Raw genomic sequence first — 14,926 nt, 5'->3', positions numbered from 1 at the left:
GGGCATGATCCACTGATGGTAAGGCGAGTTGCATCTTCTGATGAGCTAGAGGTCCGCTTCTGGGGCACACGTGGTTCCACCTGCGCATCGGGCCCTCAGTTTGTGGAATTCGGCAGCCATACCGCCTGTGTCGAGATCCGCTGCGGCGAGCGCATGTTCATCGTCGATGCCGGAACCGGCATTTCGGCCCTTGGCAGCCATCTCGGMAACGACGCGCCCGAGACCATCGACATTCTCTTCAGCCACCTGCACCTGGACCATGTGAGCGGCTTGCCCTTCTTCAAGCCTGCCCTCGCCAAGGAGCGCCTGGTGCGCACCTATTGCGGCAATCTCGACGGTGACAGTGCCATGGCGGCCCTGGACCGGCTGTTCTCGCCGCCCCTGTTTCCCATCCGCCTCAGCCAGCTTCCCGCCACCTTCGAGCATGTGGGCTTCCGGTCGGGCGAAACCCTGACCCTGGACGGCGGCGTCGAGATCGAGACGCATCCCTTAAGCCATCCCGGCGGCGCCACGGGCTATCGCTTCCGCAACGGAAGCTTGAGCGTCTGCTATATCAGCGACCTGGAACACAGCGATCCCTGGCCGGATCCGGGCCTTGTCGATTTCGTCCGCGACGCGGATTTGATGATCTATGACGGGATGTTCTCGGAGGAGGAATACCCGTATTGCCGGGGGTGGGGCCATTCCACATGGCAGAAGGGCGTCGAGCTCGCCCAGGCCGCCGGCGTCGGAAGGCTTGCGATCTTCCACCTCTATCCCGGCCACGACGACGCCGCCATGCGCGCTGCGGAAGCCGAAATCCAGAAGATCATGCCAAAAGCCTTCGTGGCCCGCGAGCGCCAATCCATCCTCCTGCGCCCCGCAGGAGAGGCCATTGCGAACCGGCCCGACATGATCAGAAACGCGGACGCGAAGACGGAATGCACAGTCAGAGTCACATCTGACGCTTCCTATTAAGGCCCCTATCTGTCGGATGCGGGAAAACCGGGTCCACTTTTCCGCACGATGCGCTAAGGTGCCCGCCGTCTGATTGCGTAGGCTTTTTTCAATGTCGTCTCCCATCCTCGTGACCGGTGCCGCCGGGTTCATCGGTTTCCATGTGGCCCAGCGCCTGCTGGCGCAGGGACAGCATGTGGTGGGCGTGGACAGCTTTACCCCGTACTACGACGTCGCCCTGAAAGAAGCCCGCTTCGCGAAGCTCACCCCGCACAACATCTTCATGCCGGAGCGCGTCGATCTCGCCGATACTGAGGCCACCCGCGATCTCTTCGAGCGCCACCGCTTCACCCGCGTGATCCACCTCGCTGCCCAGCCGGGCGTGCGCTTCGTCGACCCTCGGCCTTACGCCGCTTCGAACCTCATCGGCTTCATGAACATGCTGGAGGCCTGCCGTAACGGTGGGATCGAGCATCTGGTCTATGCTTCGTCCAGCTCCGTCTATGGCGCGAACCGCAAGCTGCCCTTCTCCGAGCATGATGGCACCGAGCACCCGATCAGTCTCTATGCCGCCACCAAGAAGGCCAACGAGATGATGGCGCATTCCTACGCCTCGATGTTTGGCCTCCCCTGCACGGGCCTGCGTTTCTTCACGGTTTACGGACCCTGGGGCCGTCCCGACATGGCGGTGTACAAGTTCACCCATGCCATCGCCGAGGGCCGCGAGATCCAGGTGGCCAATGCCGGCAAGGTCTGGCGCGACTTCACCTATGTGGACGACATCGTGGAAGGCGTCCTGCGGCTGGTGGAGCATGCGCCGGCGGCCAACCCGGCCTGGAACGCGGAATATCCCGATCCGGCAACGAGCGCCGCACCGCACCGGGTCTACAACATCGGCAATGACAACCCGGAAGAAGTGAACGACCTCATCGCGATCATCGAGGACGCGCTCGGCAAAAAGGCGAAGCGCGTGGACGTGCCCCTGCCGCCCGGCGACGTTCTAGAGACGCGCGCAAACGTGACGGACCTGCGTCGCGACGTGGGCTTCGCGCCATCGACATCGCTCAAAGACGGCGTGAAGCGCTTCGTCGAATGGTACAAAGATTATCACGGGGCTTGAGATGAATTCCGTGACAAACCTGGCTTTGGGCTTTCTCGGCCCGCTTCAACGTGAGACCGTACTGCTCGGCCTGCTAGCTGTTTCCACATTGCTGTCCGCAGCCTTGATCGTAATTCTCATGCCGCTGCTCCAGCGCTATGCGCTCGCACGGCCCAATGCGCGCTCGAGCCACCGCATTCCGACACCGCAGGGCGGGGGTATCGCGGTGCTGGTGGCGACGATCGTTCCGGTTGCCATCCTCGTCTTTTTCATCGCGCCCGACGTCAAGCTGAATTGGGGCAGCGGCATCGACTTCCGCTTTATCTGGATCGTTCTGCTCGCCGCCATCGGATTGGCCGTTGTCGGTGCAGTCGATGACATTCGTCCTCTGCCCGCCATGCACCGCCTGCTTCTCCAGATCGTGGCGGTGGCTGCGGTTGTCGTGGCAGCAAATACACGCATCCTGCCAGCCTGGATTCCTGAGAGCGTCGAGCTTGTGCTGCTCGTTTTCGGCGGCGTGTGGTTCGTGAACCTCGTCAACTTCATGGATGGACTCGATTGGATCACCGTCGCCGAGATGGTGCCGATCACCGCCTTTCTCGCAGGCCTCGGCATCGTCAGCGGCTCGCCCGTCGTTTTCGTGGCGGCTTGCCTCTGCGGTGCCTTTCTCGGCTTCGCCCCGTTCAACAAGCCTGTCGCGCGCCTCTTCCTCGGGGATGTCGGCTCGCTGCCCATCGGCCTGCTCGTCGGCTGGATGCTGCTGGAGCTTGCGGGAACCGGCGCACTCGCCGCCGCACTTCTCCTCCCGCTCTATTACCTGATGGACGCCACCATCACCCTGCTGCGCCGTCTCGCGCGGCGCGAGAAGGTGTGGGAGGCGCATCGCAGCCATTTCTACCAGCAGGCGACGACAAACGGCTTCTCTGTCATTTCCGTCGTCACGCATGTATTCGGACTCAACCTTGTCTTAGCCTTTCTCGCCGCTATGACACTCGTGTGGCCGACCGGCATCGTGCAGAGCGCGGCCCTGCTCGTCGGCGTCGTTCTTGTCAGCTTTGTTCTCAGGCGTTTTTCCCAACCACGCGCAATTCCGTCCCTGGAGGTCTCCCGATGAATACACCCCTGATTGCCCTGACCGGCGCCACGGGTTTCATCGGCCGTCACCTTCTCACCGAATTGCCCAAGCGCGGCTACCGCGTGCGCGTGCTGCTGCGCCGCCCTGATCAAGTGCCCGAGGGCGCATCGAGCGCGGTGATCGGCGATATCGCCTCGCCGCAGAACATGGCGGCGGCTCTGCGCGACGTGGACATGGTGATCCATTCGGCGGGCCTTGCGCACGCCATGTCGGGCCAGCCGGAAAACGACTACCGTACCATCAACACTGAAGCGACGATCAAGCTCGCGCACGCTGCCGAACGCGCGGGCGTAAAGCGCTTCATCTTCCTCTCCTCCATCCGCGCGCAGAGCGGACCGGTGGCAAATGGCGTTCTGACGGAAGAGATGGAGCCGCAGCCCACCGATGCGTATGGCCGCTCGAAGCTTGATGCGGAAAAGGGTCTCGGCCAGCTCGGCCTCGACTGGGCAGCACTTCGCCCGGTACTCGTCTATGGACCTGGCGTGAAAGGCAACATGGCGGCGCTTCTCACGCTCTCCCAATCGCCCTGGCCCCTGCCGCTCGGCGGCTTGAAGGGCAGGCGCTCCGTTCTCTCCCTCGACAACCTGACGGCCGCCTTGGACATTCTGCTTAAAGCGCCTGGCCCATTACGACGCGCCTTCATCGCGGCCGATCCTGAGCCCGTGACCGTACCGGAGATCGTGGCGGCGTTTCGCAAAGGCTTCGGGCGCGCGCCGGGACTCATCCCCGTGCCGTCCTTCATGCTCGGGGCGGCCGCCTCACTCATGGGGAAGGCTGAGGCCTATGAGCGTCTGTCAGGATCTCTCGTGGCAAGCCCGGAGGCGTTGAGGCAGCTCGGCTGGCAGCCCGTCAATTCGACGCGAGACGGGCTTGCTGAACTGGCGCGGCAGGCTGCGGCGGAGCAGAGCGGCGCTTGAACTCGGGGATCGCATCCTCGAACACCCCTTCCGCCGCCGCGCGGTTGCCCGACTTGATGGCGCGGTCGAGCGCATCGAGCCACTGATCGACCTTGGCGCGGTCCGCGAAGATGGGCTTTGCCGCCATGACGCCATCGATGCCGATTTCCGTGCGCGGCTCCTCGCGGGCGAACAGGATCTCGTGAAGACGCTCGCCCGGCCGTGTGCCGGTGACGGCGATCTCGATATCCTCGCCGGGCTCGTAGCCGGCAAGCCTGATCATGCGCTCGGCCAGATCGTAGATGCGCACGGGCTGGCCCATCTTCAGCACATAGACCGAAGCACGCTCGTCGCTGTTCGTGGTCTGCATGCGGATGCTGCTCTGGTCCGCATGGGAGGCGGAGGTGAGCACGAGGTCGGCCGCCTCGCGGGTGGTCATGAAGTAGCGCACCATGTCGGGATGCGTGACCGTGATCGGCCCGCCGCGCGCGATCTGGGCCTTGAACTTGGGCACGACCGAACCGACCGAGCCGAGCACGTTGCCGAAGCGCACGGCGATGATGCGCGTGGCGCCGTTGCGGCCCATGAACTCGGCATCGAGGGCCTGTCCGTACATCTCGGCGAAGCGCTTGGTGGCACCCAGCATCGAGACCGGGTCGATGGCCTTGTCGGTGGAGATCATCACCACCTGGTTGGCGCCCGCCTCCACCGCCGCATCGGCCACGTTCATCGAGCCGAATACGTTGGTCTTGATGCCCTCGGTCCAGTTCTTTTCGAGATAGGGAACATGCTTGAGGGCTGCGGCATGGAACACCACGTCGGGCCGGAACGCGCTCATCACCTCGCGGACGCGCTCTCGATCACGCACGTCGGCGATGACGCCGTCCACATTGGTGTCGCTGGAGAGAAGCGTCGGGTTCTCGAGAATGTGGTGGAGCGACGGTTCGGAGCTTTCCAGGATCATGAGATCGGTGGCGCCGAAGGCAACCACGCGGGCGCAGATTTCCGAACCGATGGAACCGCCGCCGCCGGTCACCAGCACGCGCTTGCCGCGAATGAAATTCTCCAGCCTCTGCCGGTCGATCTGCACGGTGGGGCGCAGCAGCAGGTCTTCGATTTCGAGCGGCGCCAGCTCCGCATCGCGCATGCCTTCGCCGAGGCTCGTGACGCGCACGAGCGGCAGGCCGAGGCGGCGGGCGCGGGCGAGCAGCATGTCGGGATTAGCCTCGGGCGCCAACGCGCTCGGCGTCGCCACGAGGCGGCGGATGGCCTCGCCGCGTTCCTGGAAATCCTGCACGACCTGATCGAGATCAGTGAAGGTGCCCAGCACCGGCACGCCGCGGATCGACTGGCCGAGCTCGTCGGCGCGGTAGGACAGGATGCCCTTGGGCCGCATCTTCTTGACGGTGCCGGTCTCGATGGCCCGCAGAACCACCTCCACATCGCTGCCGCGTCCGAGCAGCAGGGTCGGCGTGTTCGAGTCGCGCTGGATGGTGTGGCGCGAGCGGGCGTATTTGAAATAGCGGAAGGCGAGGCGCGGGCCGCCCAGCAGGAACATCTGGATCAGCCAGTAGAGGGCGATCGTGATCTTGCCGAAGAAGAAGAAGCCGAAGAATTGCGGCGAGAGCAGCACGTAATCGACCACGAGCAGCGTCAGCGCCAGCACCGTGGAGGCGCGGAAGATATTGAAGAGATCGGGCAGGGAGGCGAAGCGCCACTTGGACCGGTAGAGGTGGAAGACCCAGTAGACGACGCCCGCATAGATCACGAAGGGCGGCAGGAGCAGCGGCAGGTGGTCGAGGCGCTCCTTCAGGAGACCACCCTCGAAGCGCACGAAGAACGTCGCGACGACGGCAGCGGCCGTCATCGTGAGATCGTGGATGACGATGAGCGCTTTCTTGAGATCCTGCCGATTCATGTGCCTGCCAACTCTAGCGCATCGCGCGGAACCCTAGGGTCCGCCTCGGCGAAAAGCGGCCCTGATTTTCCAGGTCCGGCGATGCGCCGCTTCATAAAAGGAGCCTTCGAATGTAAAGAAAAAGCGAAAATCCCTTTATTCTTTGCGTTCGAAGGATCGGGGTATCGACCGCCCCTCCCCCTTTGTCAATGTAAGGATGTCACTTTGCTTCGAGCAGGGACCTTGCGCCCACGCTCACGGTAACGGGCGCTCCGCCACCACGATAAGCCGGCCCTCTTCGTGAGCGACATGCGCCGCGATGCCGAAGCTTGCGGCAAGCTGCGCTTGCGTCAAAACAGCCTCAGGCTCTCCGGACGCCGCCACATGGCCCTGATCGAGCAGGACGATCCTGTCGGCGAAGCGGGCGGCCAGCGTCAGGTCGTGCATGATGACCGCGACCGTGCGGCCCGCGCGGGCCTGTTCCTTCAGCACGTCGAGCACGATGAGTTGATGGCGCGGATCGAGCGCGGCGACGGGCTCATCGGCGAGCAGCACGGGCGCCTGCGTCGCGAGAGCGCGGGCAAGCAACACCCGGGCCCGCTCGCCGCCTGAGAGTTCCATGGCGGAGCGGGCCTCGTAGCCCTCCAGCCCGACGGCGCGGATCGCCGCCGCCACGGCCTCGCGACCGGCGGGAGGGAGCGCATCGGGCTTCTCGCCATGGGGCAGGCGACCGAGCGCTGCGACATCGGCCACGGGGATCGGCCAGGCGATGCTGCCGCTCTGGGGCAGATAGGCAATGAGGCGCGCCCGTTCGGCGGCGCGCATGTGGGAGACGGGGTTTCCGTCGAGCGTGACCTTGCCTTGGGAGGGTTCGAGCAGCCCTGCCAGGGCCTTGAGCAGCGTCGTCTTGCCCGCGCCGTTCCGGCCGACGATCACGGTGAGCCGGCCGGGCTCGAGGGACAGGTCGATGCCGGACAGCGCCCGCCTAGAGCTGAGATTGACCGAGAGCGCATGGGCCTGAAGCTGGGTCATACCGGCATCTCCGCAAGTTCGGCCTTGCGGCGAGCGATGACCCAGAGGAAGAACGGCACCCCGAGAATGGCTGTGAGCACGCCGATCTTGACCTCGGTCTGCGAGGGGATCAGCCGCACGGCGCAATCGGCGGCGAGCAGCAGGGCCGCGCCCGCAAGGCCTGACGGCACGAGGGTGCGGGCGGGATCGTAGCCTGCGAAGGGGCGCACCAGATGGGGGGCGACCAACCCCACGAAGCCGATGGAGCCAGCCACCGCGACCGAGGCCCCGGTGCCGATGGCAGCGCCCGCGACTACGAGAAAGCGCAGGCGCATCACGTTGACGCCGAGGCTGCGCGCGGTTTCCTCACCGAGCGCAAGCGCCCGCAGGCCGGTGGATGCGGAGAGCACGAGGGCGGATGCCGCGAGGATAAAAGGCAAGGCCAGCCACACATGAAACCCTGAGCGATCCTCGAAGGAGCCGAGAAGCCAGAACACGATTTCCGTGACAGCGAAAGGATTGGGCGAGAGGCTGATGGCAAGCGATGTGCCGGCCCCCGCGAGGCTGCCGATGGCGAGCCCGGCGAGAACGAGCACCACCACGGTCGCCCGCCGCCCCGCCACCGCGACCACCAGGGCGATGGACAAGAACGCACCCGCGATTGCCGCCACAGGCAAGGCCCAGGAGAGTGCGCCGACAAGCCCCGAATACAACACAAGCACGGCCCCGAAGGCCGCCGCTTGGGGCGCGCCGAACACCGCCGTATCGGCCAAGGGATTGCGCAGCAAACCCTGCAATGCTGCCCCCGTGAGCCCGAACACCCAGCCGACGAGGAGCGCCAGGATCGTGCGCGGCAGGCGGATCTCCCGCACCACGATGCTGGCGCTGCCTTGATCCGACACGAGCGCCGTCAACGCCTGCCACGGCCCGATGGGTGCGGGCCCGATGACGAGCGAAGCGAGGCTTAAAGCTCCGATGAGGAGGGTCAGGCCGGAGATGAGGGGCAGCCGGGAGCGGAACATGAACGGGTTCGGTGTTGTCCTGTCCGCGATAGCAACAGCGCTGCCGGGTGTCACCCCTCCTTCGTCTCGTATCATTCCGGGCAGAATCGCGGTTCGATCCAGCCCAAGTCCATGATACGAAGCGTTTCGGCGCCACCGCACAAGCAAGATCGAGGAATCGGCATGAACCGTTTGTTCTCCAGCCTGCCCACCACCGTCTTCGAGGTCATGTCGAGCCTCGCCCGCGAGACCGGTGCGATCAACCTCGGCCAGGGCTTTCCCGACGATCCGGGGCCGGAGGACGTGCGGCGCGCCGCCGCCGATGCTGTTCTCAACGGCTACAACCAATATCCCTCGATGATGGGCTTGCCCGAGCTGCGCTCAGGCATCGCCACCCATTACAAGCATTGGCAGGGTGTGGATCTCGATGCCAATACGGAGGTAATGGTGACCTCGGGCGCGACGGAAGCGCTGGCGGGCGCGATCCTCGGCATCGTGGAGCCGGGCGACGAGGTGGTTCTGTTCGAGCCCATGTACGACGCTTATCTGCCGCTCGTGCGGCTCGCCGGCGGCATTCCGAAATTCGTGACCCTCCAGCCGCCCCATTTCCGTCTGACCGAGGAGGCGCTGGCGAAGGCCTTCTCGCCCAAGACCAAGGCGGTGGTGTTCAACAACCCGCTCAACCCGACCGCGACCGTGTTTTCGAACGAGGATCTCGCCCTTCTCGCGGAGTTCTGCCGCAAGTTCGACGCCATCGCGATTTCCGACGAGGTCTGGGAGCATGTGGTGTTCGACGGCATCAAACATCAGCCGGTGCTGGGGCCCGAGGGCATGCGCGACCGCTCGGTGAAGATCGGCTCGGCGGGCAAGATCTTCAGCCTCACCGGCTGGAAGGTCGGTTTCGTCTGCGCCGCGCCGCACATCATGAAGGTGCTGGCGAAATCCCACCAGTTCCTCACCTTCACCACGCCGCCGAACCTGCAAACCGCCGTGGCTTACGGGTTGGCCAAGGACGACAGCTATTTCGAGGGCATGCGCAAAAGCTTCGCCCGCAGCCGCGACCGTTTCACCGAAGGTTTGCGGACCCTCGGCTTCGACGTGATTCCGAGCCAGGGCACTTACTTCCTCAACATCGACATCACGCCCTTAGGCGAAATCGATGACGTCGCCTTCTGCCGCCGCCTCGTCATGGAGCACGGCGTCGCGGCGATCCCGGTCTCGGCCTTCTATGCGGAAGGCGCGGTGAAGAACGTGGTGCGCTTCTGCTTCGCCAAGAGGGATGCCACCCTCGATGCCGGGCTGGAGCGGCTGGCGGATGTGGTGAAGCGGGCTGCGTAAAATCAGGCGGGGCTGGCGTCATCTTGGACATTGTTTCTTCCGCCGGAAGCTTTTAGCCTCTCCATATTCTCACTCTTGAAGGAGTCCCACCCCTGATGTTCCGACTTCTCGCTTCCGTTGCCCTGACCCTGGGGCTCGTGACCGGCGCCGCCGCCCAGCAGCAGCGCGTGGTCAACGTCTACAACTGGTCCGACTACGTGGATCCGAAGGCGCTGGACGAGTTCACGAAGCAGACCGGCATCAAGGTCGTCTACGACACCTACGACAACAACGAGATCGTCGAGACGAAGCTTCTGGCCGGCAAGTCCGGCTACGACATCGTGGTGCCCTCGGGTCCCTTCGTGCAGCGCCTGATCGGCGCGAAAATCTTCCAGAAGCTCGACAAGTCCAAGCTGCCGAACCTGTCCAACCAATGGCCCGAGGTCTCGCAGCGCCTCGCCGTGTTCGATCCCGGCAACCAATATGCCGTCAACTACATGTGGGGCACCACCGGCATCGGCATCAACACCAAGAAGGTGAAGGAAGCCTTGGGCGACATGCCGCTCAACACCTGGGATCTGGTGCTGAAGCCGGAGATCGCCTCCAAGCTCAAGGCCTGCGGCATCTACATGCTCGATAGCCCTGAGGACCTCTTCCCCGGCGTGCTGGCTTATCTGGGCCTCAACCCGGATTCCAAGCGCCAGGACGATCTGAACAAGGCAGGCGACGCCCTGTACCGCATCCGCGGCAATATCCAAAAGTTCCATTCTTCCGAATACATCAACGCCCTCGCCAACGGCGATATCTGCGTGGCGGTGGGCTATTCGGGCGACATGGTCCAGGCGAAAAACCGCGCCGAGGAAGCCAAGAACGGCGTCGAGGTGGGCTATGTGATCCCGCGCGAGGGCGCGCTCATGTGGTTCGACAGCTTCGCGATCCCGGCGGATGCCAAGAACGTGGCCGAGGCGCACGAGTTCATCAATTTCATGATGCGCCCCGAAATCGCCGCCATGAACACGAACTTCGTGTCCTATGCCTCCGGCAACCTCGCCGCCAAGCAGCATATCGACAAGGCGATCCTCGACAATCCGGGCATCTACCCGGACGAGGCCACGATGAAGCGTCTCTTCACCAACACGGCCTATGACGAGCGCTCCCAGCGCGCCGTCACGCGCCTCTGGACCCGCGTGAAGACGGGCCGTTAATCGTCCGCTCAGGTTTCTCCTGACAAGATGTAATGCCCTTTCAACTCCGCCTCCGGGCGGAGTTGTCGTTTTCGAAGGACGTTACGATCATGCGCCTTGCCCACACACTCGCCTTCGCCGCCGCTCTCGGCCTTGCCGCCCCGGCGCTCGCTCAGGCACCCACCGCTCCCCGCCAACCTACCATCAGCGTCATGGGAACGGGAGAAGCCGAGCTGAAGCCGGATTTCGCCACCATCGTCGTCATGGTGGAAACCGAAGGCGATACCGTGCCGAAAGTGGTCGCCGACAACAAGAAATCGTCGGATGCCGCCATCGCCCGCATCGAGGCGCTCGGCGTGAAGAAGGACGACGTGCGCACCCAGAACTTCCAGGTCTTCGAGACGCCGATCCGCACGGACAAGAACGGCGCCGAGATCAAGGTGCCGAAATTCACGGCCCAGCACCGCCTGCGAATCAAGATTACCGATCTCGACGGCGTCGGACGCATCGCGGGCGAGATCCTATCCGGCAGCAACATGCTGTTCCAGTCCGTCTCCTTCGGCCTCAACCGGCAGGAAGAGGGCGGCGATGCGGCCCGCCGCGCCGCCATAAAGGATGCCCGGCGTCAGGCTGAGCTCTATGCGGATGCCGCAGGCGTGGGCCTGGGCAAGCTGCTCTCCATCGGTGACGGCTCGGCTCAGCCCTATGCGGCAGAGTTCAATGATGGCGCGCAGATGCGTACCATGGCCAAGGCCGCCCCCATGGAAGCGCCCATCGTGCCGCCCGCGACCCTGCGCTACACGGCCAATGTCCAGATGGTGTGGGAGATCGCCGAGAAGCCCTAAGCGCTCTTAAGCCGCTTTGGGCATCTCGGTCATGATGGCGTAGAGGGCTGTCGCGTCCTTGGTGGCGCGCACCCGCTCGATGAGGCCGGGCTCGCGCAGTACCCGCGCGACCCGCGCCAGGGCCTTGAGATGGTCGGCTCCCGCCCCTTCGGGCGCCAAGAGCAGGAAGAGAACATCGACCTTCTGGTCATCCAGGGCCTCGAAGTCGATCGGCTTTTCCATTCGCGCGACGAGGCCGAAGATACGGGTCAGACCCGGCATCTTCCCATGGGGAATGGCGATTCCCTCGCCGATTCCGGTCGAGCCGAGGCGCTCGCGCTGAAGCAGCGCCTCATAGATGGCGTTCTCGGGCAGGGCCGTCAGGCGAGCGGCATGGGCCGCCAGCTCCTGAAGGGCCTGCTTCTTGCCGCTCACGCGTAAGGCGGGGAGAACGGCCTGGGGGTCAAGAAAATCCAGCAAGGGCATCGATCACGCTGCATTATGGTGTGAAGCCTTCAGGCCTCCAACCGTTCCAGGCAAAAACCAGGCCAAGAGAGTTACCCTTCAAGATCGGGCTACCCTTCATGGCTTAAGCGGGCGGCGGATCAACCCAGCCGATCGCTCCGTCGCCGCGGCGGTATACGACGTTCACGCGTCCGGTGCTAGCGTGGATAAACACAAGGGCGGGCGCGCCCGTGAAATCGAGATTCATCACGGCGTCGCTGACCGAGAGGCGATGCAGCGGCTTCGTGGTCTCAGCGATGACGATGGGGTGGTAGGCCTCCTCCCCGACCGCCTCGTCGGTAGGAGATTCCAGCACCGCATAGGGCGCTTCCAGGCCGGTCTCGCGGCCGCCATTGGGCACGGCATGGCCTTTCAGGCGCTGCTTGTACTTGCGCAGGCGCTTTTCGATTCGCATCGCCGACTGGTCGAAGCTGGAATAGGCATCCTGGGCCGCGCCGGAGGCTTCGAGCGTCATGCCGGAGGCGAGGTGGAGCACGCAATCGGTGCGAAAGCCGGCGCCGTCGCGGGCCACCGTCACATGGCCGGTATAGCCGCCGTCGAAATATTTCGACATGGCCCCCGCCACACGGTCCTGAACCTGGCCACGAAGAGCCTCGCCTATATCGAGATTCTTGCCGGATACCCTCAGCGTCATGGCGTTTCCCTCCTGGTTGCCCCGATTGTTGGGGTCATGAGCCGATGATGACCGTCCTCATCGGCAATGCAAGCGTTTCGCGAAGTTCATCATGAGGCCTTGTACTTGTGTCGCCTCCGGCGCTCGGCGGAGGACGGGATCCGCAAGGCCTCCCGGTATTTGGCGACCGTGCGGCGGGCCACATCGATGCCCTCGGCTTTCATTTTCTGGGCAAGTGCCTCATCGGAGAGCACATCCTCCGACGCCTCCGCGTCGATCAGCTGCTTGATCCTGTGGCGCACCGCCTTGGCGGAATGCTCGCCCTCGCCGGTAGCCGAACTGAAAAAGAACTTCATGGAACGGGTCACGCCCGCATGGCCGATGGCCTTGTTGGCGGCAACCCTGGAAATGGTCGATTCGTGTACCCCAATGGCTTCCGCCACGCTCTTCAGGGTCATGGGGCGCAAAGCCGCGACGCCGTCGCTGAAGAAGCCCTCCTGCTGGCGCACGATCTCGGTCGCGACCTTCAGGATGGTCTTGGCCCGTTGGTCGAGGCTGCGGGTGAGCCAGCTCGCAGACTGGAGGCAATCGGACAGGAAGGTCTTGTCCTCGTCGCGCCGGACCGCCTTCGCGACCTCGGTATAGTAGGAGCGGTTGAGCAGGATACGCGGCAGGGTGTCCGGGTTGAGCTCCACGATGAAACTGCCGTCGGGCGAGGGCCGCACTAAAATATCGGCCACGAGAACCTGGACCGGCGCGGAGACGAAGGCGAGACCGGGCTTGGGCTCCAGGCGGCGGATTTCGGCGATCATGTCCGCCAGATCCTCCCGGTCGACGCCGCAGAGCTTCTGGAGGGTCGTAAAATCCTGCTTGGCGAGAAGATCAAGGCGGCCCAGCAGGGCCCCCATGGCCGGATCGAACCGATCCCGTTCTCTAAGCTGGATTTCCAGGCATTCCCGCAAATCCCGTGCGCCCACGCCGGAAGGCTCGAAGGTCTGGATCAGGCGGAGCGCCGTCTCGGCTTCCTGCAACGGCACATCGAGGCGGGCGGCAAGCTCGGCGAGATCCTCGGTGAGGTAGCCGGCCTCGCTGAGATTGTGGATCAGATGGCGGCCGATGGCTCGGATGCGCGAATCGGCGGACGCCAAGTCCAGCTGGCCCTCGAGATAGTCGGTCAGGCTCTGCGAGCCTGCGATGGAAGCCTCCAGCTCGGGCTTCAGCTCGGCATGACCGGCGGGGGCCTGCGCGGCAGCGCCCGCGACCGCCTCACCCCGCAGCGGCGGGGGGCCGGGCACCATCCGGGGACCGGCTTCCTCGTATTTCTGCTTGGCGCGCAGGAAATCGGCAAGGCTCGGCGCAGGCGCATCGCTATTAGCATCGCCTTCCTGGAGCAGCGGATTGCGCTCCAGCTCAGCCTCCACATAGGCCGCTAGTTCCGCATGCGACAGCTGCAGCAATTTGATGGATTGAACGAGCTGGGGAGTCATGACCAGGGACTGGCCCTGGCGCAGCTCAAGCCGTTGCATCGAACTCATCACGGCACCCAGCGACGTTTCCGGCACGCTCCTTGCATGCCTTTCCTTTTTTACGCCGATGCCTGCCGTTCCGTCAAAAGGTCAATCGTCCTGATGTCAGAGACGGAAATCCTCGCCGAGATAGAGGCGGCGCACTTCCTCGTTGGACACGATCGCGTCTGGGGAACCTTCGGTCAGCACCCGGCCGGAATGGATGATATAGGCCCGGTCGATGAGGCCCAGGGTCTCGCGGACGTTGTGATCCGTGATCAGCACGCCGAGGCCGCGTCGGGTCAGGTGACGGACGAGGTTCTGGATGTCGCCCACAGCGATGGGATCGATGCCGGCGAAGGGCTCGTCGAGGAGCATGAAGGTCGGCTCGCCAGCGAGCGCACGGGCGATCTCGCAGCGGCGGCGCTCACCGCCCGAGAGGGCGATGGAGGGCGCTTTGCGCAAGCGTGCGATGTTGAACTCTTCGAGAAGCGCGTCGAGCTTGCGCTCGCGCTCCTTGCGGCTCGGCTCCACGATTTCGAGCACGGCGCGGATGTTGTCCTCCACGCTCAGGCCGCGGAAGATCGAGGCTTCCTGCGGCAGATAGCCGATGCCGAGGCGCGCGCGGCGATACATGGGCAGACCCGTCACGTCATGCCCGTCGAGGCTGATGACGCCGCGATCCGCCGAGACGAGGCCGGTGATCATGTAGAAGATCGTGGTCTTGCCCGCGCCGTTGGGGCCGAGCAGGCCCACCGCCTCGCCGGCGCGCACGTTGAGGCCCGCATCCTGCACCACGGTGCGGCCGCGATAGCTCTTCTGCAGGCCCTTGACGGCCAGGACGCCCGGTCCGCCGAAGACGGAGCCATCCTGGCTGCGGAAGGATACGGGGCCGGAGCTAGCCGGAACACGGTCCAGGAGGCTCACATTCGAGGCGCCGGGTTGGGTGCGGTTGAAAAGGGACTTCACTACTGGAACAATCG

At 64.5% G+C, this 14,926-nt stretch carries 14 protein-coding genes; 7 read left to right on the top strand and 7 right to left on the bottom strand.

The features are described from left to right. The first annotated feature begins 15 nt into the window (after positions 1 to 15). From ACXJKO_RS03635 to ACXJKO_RS03620, 4 genes are all read left to right on the top strand, one after another. Complete coding sequence (locus ACXJKO_RS03635) at positions 16 to 957, top strand: MBL fold metallo-hydrolase (RefSeq protein ID WP_457089716.1); 942 nt, start codon at positions 16 to 18, stop codon at positions 955 to 957. A gap of 91 nt (positions 958 to 1,048) precedes the next feature. After that, entirely contained in the window at positions 1,049 to 2,056 is a 1,008-nt protein-coding gene (locus tag ACXJKO_RS03630) for an NAD-dependent epimerase/dehydratase family protein (RefSeq protein ID WP_457089715.1), read from the top strand. 1 nt (position 2,057) lies between these two features. After that, on the top strand, positions 2,058 to 3,149 hold the full coding sequence (locus tag ACXJKO_RS03625; RefSeq protein ID WP_457089714.1) for a glycosyl transferase: 1,092 nt from the start codon (positions 2,058 to 2,060) through the stop codon (positions 3,147 to 3,149). Then, entirely contained in the window at positions 3,146 to 4,087 is a 942-nt protein-coding gene (locus ACXJKO_RS03620; protein ID WP_457089713.1) for an NAD-dependent epimerase/dehydratase family protein, read from the top strand. Before ACXJKO_RS03625 ends, ACXJKO_RS03620 begins: the two co-directional genes overlap by 4 nt. Here ACXJKO_RS03620 and ACXJKO_RS03615 read toward each other — a convergent pair. The 3 genes from ACXJKO_RS03615 to ACXJKO_RS03605 all read right to left on the bottom strand — a co-directional run bounded on the left by ACXJKO_RS03615 (position 4,020) and on the right by ACXJKO_RS03605 (position 7,996). After that, a complete protein-coding gene (locus ACXJKO_RS03615) occupies positions 4,020 to 5,984 on the bottom strand; it encodes an SDR family NAD(P)-dependent oxidoreductase (protein ID WP_457089712.1) in 1,965 nt (654 codons plus the stop codon). The two genes, ACXJKO_RS03620 and ACXJKO_RS03615, sit on opposite strands and share 68 nt — an antisense overlap. Positions 5,985 to 6,218: 234 nt before the next feature. Beyond that, a complete protein-coding gene (locus ACXJKO_RS03610) occupies positions 6,219 to 6,995 on the bottom strand; it encodes an ABC transporter ATP-binding protein (RefSeq protein WP_457089711.1) in 777 nt (258 codons plus the stop codon). Further along, a complete protein-coding gene (locus ACXJKO_RS03605; protein WP_457089710.1) occupies positions 6,992 to 7,996 on the bottom strand; it encodes a FecCD family ABC transporter permease in 1,005 nt (334 codons plus the stop codon). The genes ACXJKO_RS03610 and ACXJKO_RS03605 overlap by 4 nt, the downstream gene beginning before the upstream one ends. A gap of 162 nt (positions 7,997 to 8,158) precedes the next feature. Here ACXJKO_RS03605 and ACXJKO_RS03600 point away from each other — a divergent pair, with 162 nt between their 5' ends. The 3 genes from ACXJKO_RS03600 (at position 8,159) to ACXJKO_RS03590 (ending at position 11,321) form a co-directional block, all read left to right on the top strand. Beyond that, positions 8,159 to 9,313, top strand: a complete 1,155-nt coding sequence (locus tag ACXJKO_RS03600; protein WP_457089709.1) for an aminotransferase — start codon at positions 8,159 to 8,161, stop codon at positions 9,311 to 9,313. A 95-nt stretch (positions 9,314 to 9,408) separates the two neighbouring features. Next, the gene (locus ACXJKO_RS03595) at positions 9,409 to 10,497 is read left to right on the top strand and encodes a polyamine ABC transporter substrate-binding protein (RefSeq protein WP_457089708.1); all 1,089 of its coding nucleotides are present in this window, start codon (positions 9,409 to 9,411) and stop codon (positions 10,495 to 10,497) included. Positions 10,498 to 10,586: 89 nt separating this feature from the next. After that, positions 10,587 to 11,321 (top strand): SIMPL domain-containing protein, encoded by a 735-nt coding sequence (locus tag ACXJKO_RS03590; RefSeq protein ID WP_457089707.1) that lies wholly within the window; start codon positions 10,587 to 10,589, stop codon positions 11,319 to 11,321. Between the two features lie 6 nt (positions 11,322 to 11,327). Here the strand turns inward: ACXJKO_RS03590 and ptsN are convergent, their stop codons facing one another. The 4 genes from ptsN to lptB all read right to left on the bottom strand — a co-directional run bounded on the left by ptsN (position 11,328) and on the right by lptB (position 14,912). After that, entirely contained in the window at positions 11,328 to 11,786 is a 459-nt protein-coding gene (gene ptsN / locus ACXJKO_RS03585) for a PTS IIA-like nitrogen regulatory protein PtsN (protein WP_457089706.1), read from the bottom strand. A gap of 103 nt (positions 11,787 to 11,889) precedes the next feature. Next, positions 11,890 to 12,459: a ribosome hibernation-promoting factor, HPF/YfiA family gene (gene hpf / locus ACXJKO_RS03580; RefSeq protein ID WP_457089705.1), complete on the bottom strand. Its 570-nt coding sequence runs from the start codon at positions 12,457 to 12,459 to the stop codon at positions 11,890 to 11,892. 89 nt (positions 12,460 to 12,548) lie between these two features. Next, positions 12,549 to 13,973 carry an RNA polymerase factor sigma-54 gene (gene rpoN, locus ACXJKO_RS03575; RefSeq protein WP_457089704.1) on the bottom strand — a complete coding sequence of 475 codons (1,425 nt, stop codon included), beginning with the start codon at positions 13,971 to 13,973 and terminating at the stop codon, positions 12,549 to 12,551. Between the two features lie 96 nt (positions 13,974 to 14,069). After that, a complete protein-coding gene (gene lptB / locus ACXJKO_RS03570; protein WP_457089703.1) occupies positions 14,070 to 14,912 on the bottom strand; it encodes an LPS export ABC transporter ATP-binding protein in 843 nt (280 codons plus the stop codon). Between the last annotated feature and the right edge of the window lie 14 nt (positions 14,913 to 14,926).

The organism is Microvirga sp. P5_D2, from assembly GCF_054049475.1.
This window is presented reverse-complemented; position numbering and strand designations above follow the sequence as displayed.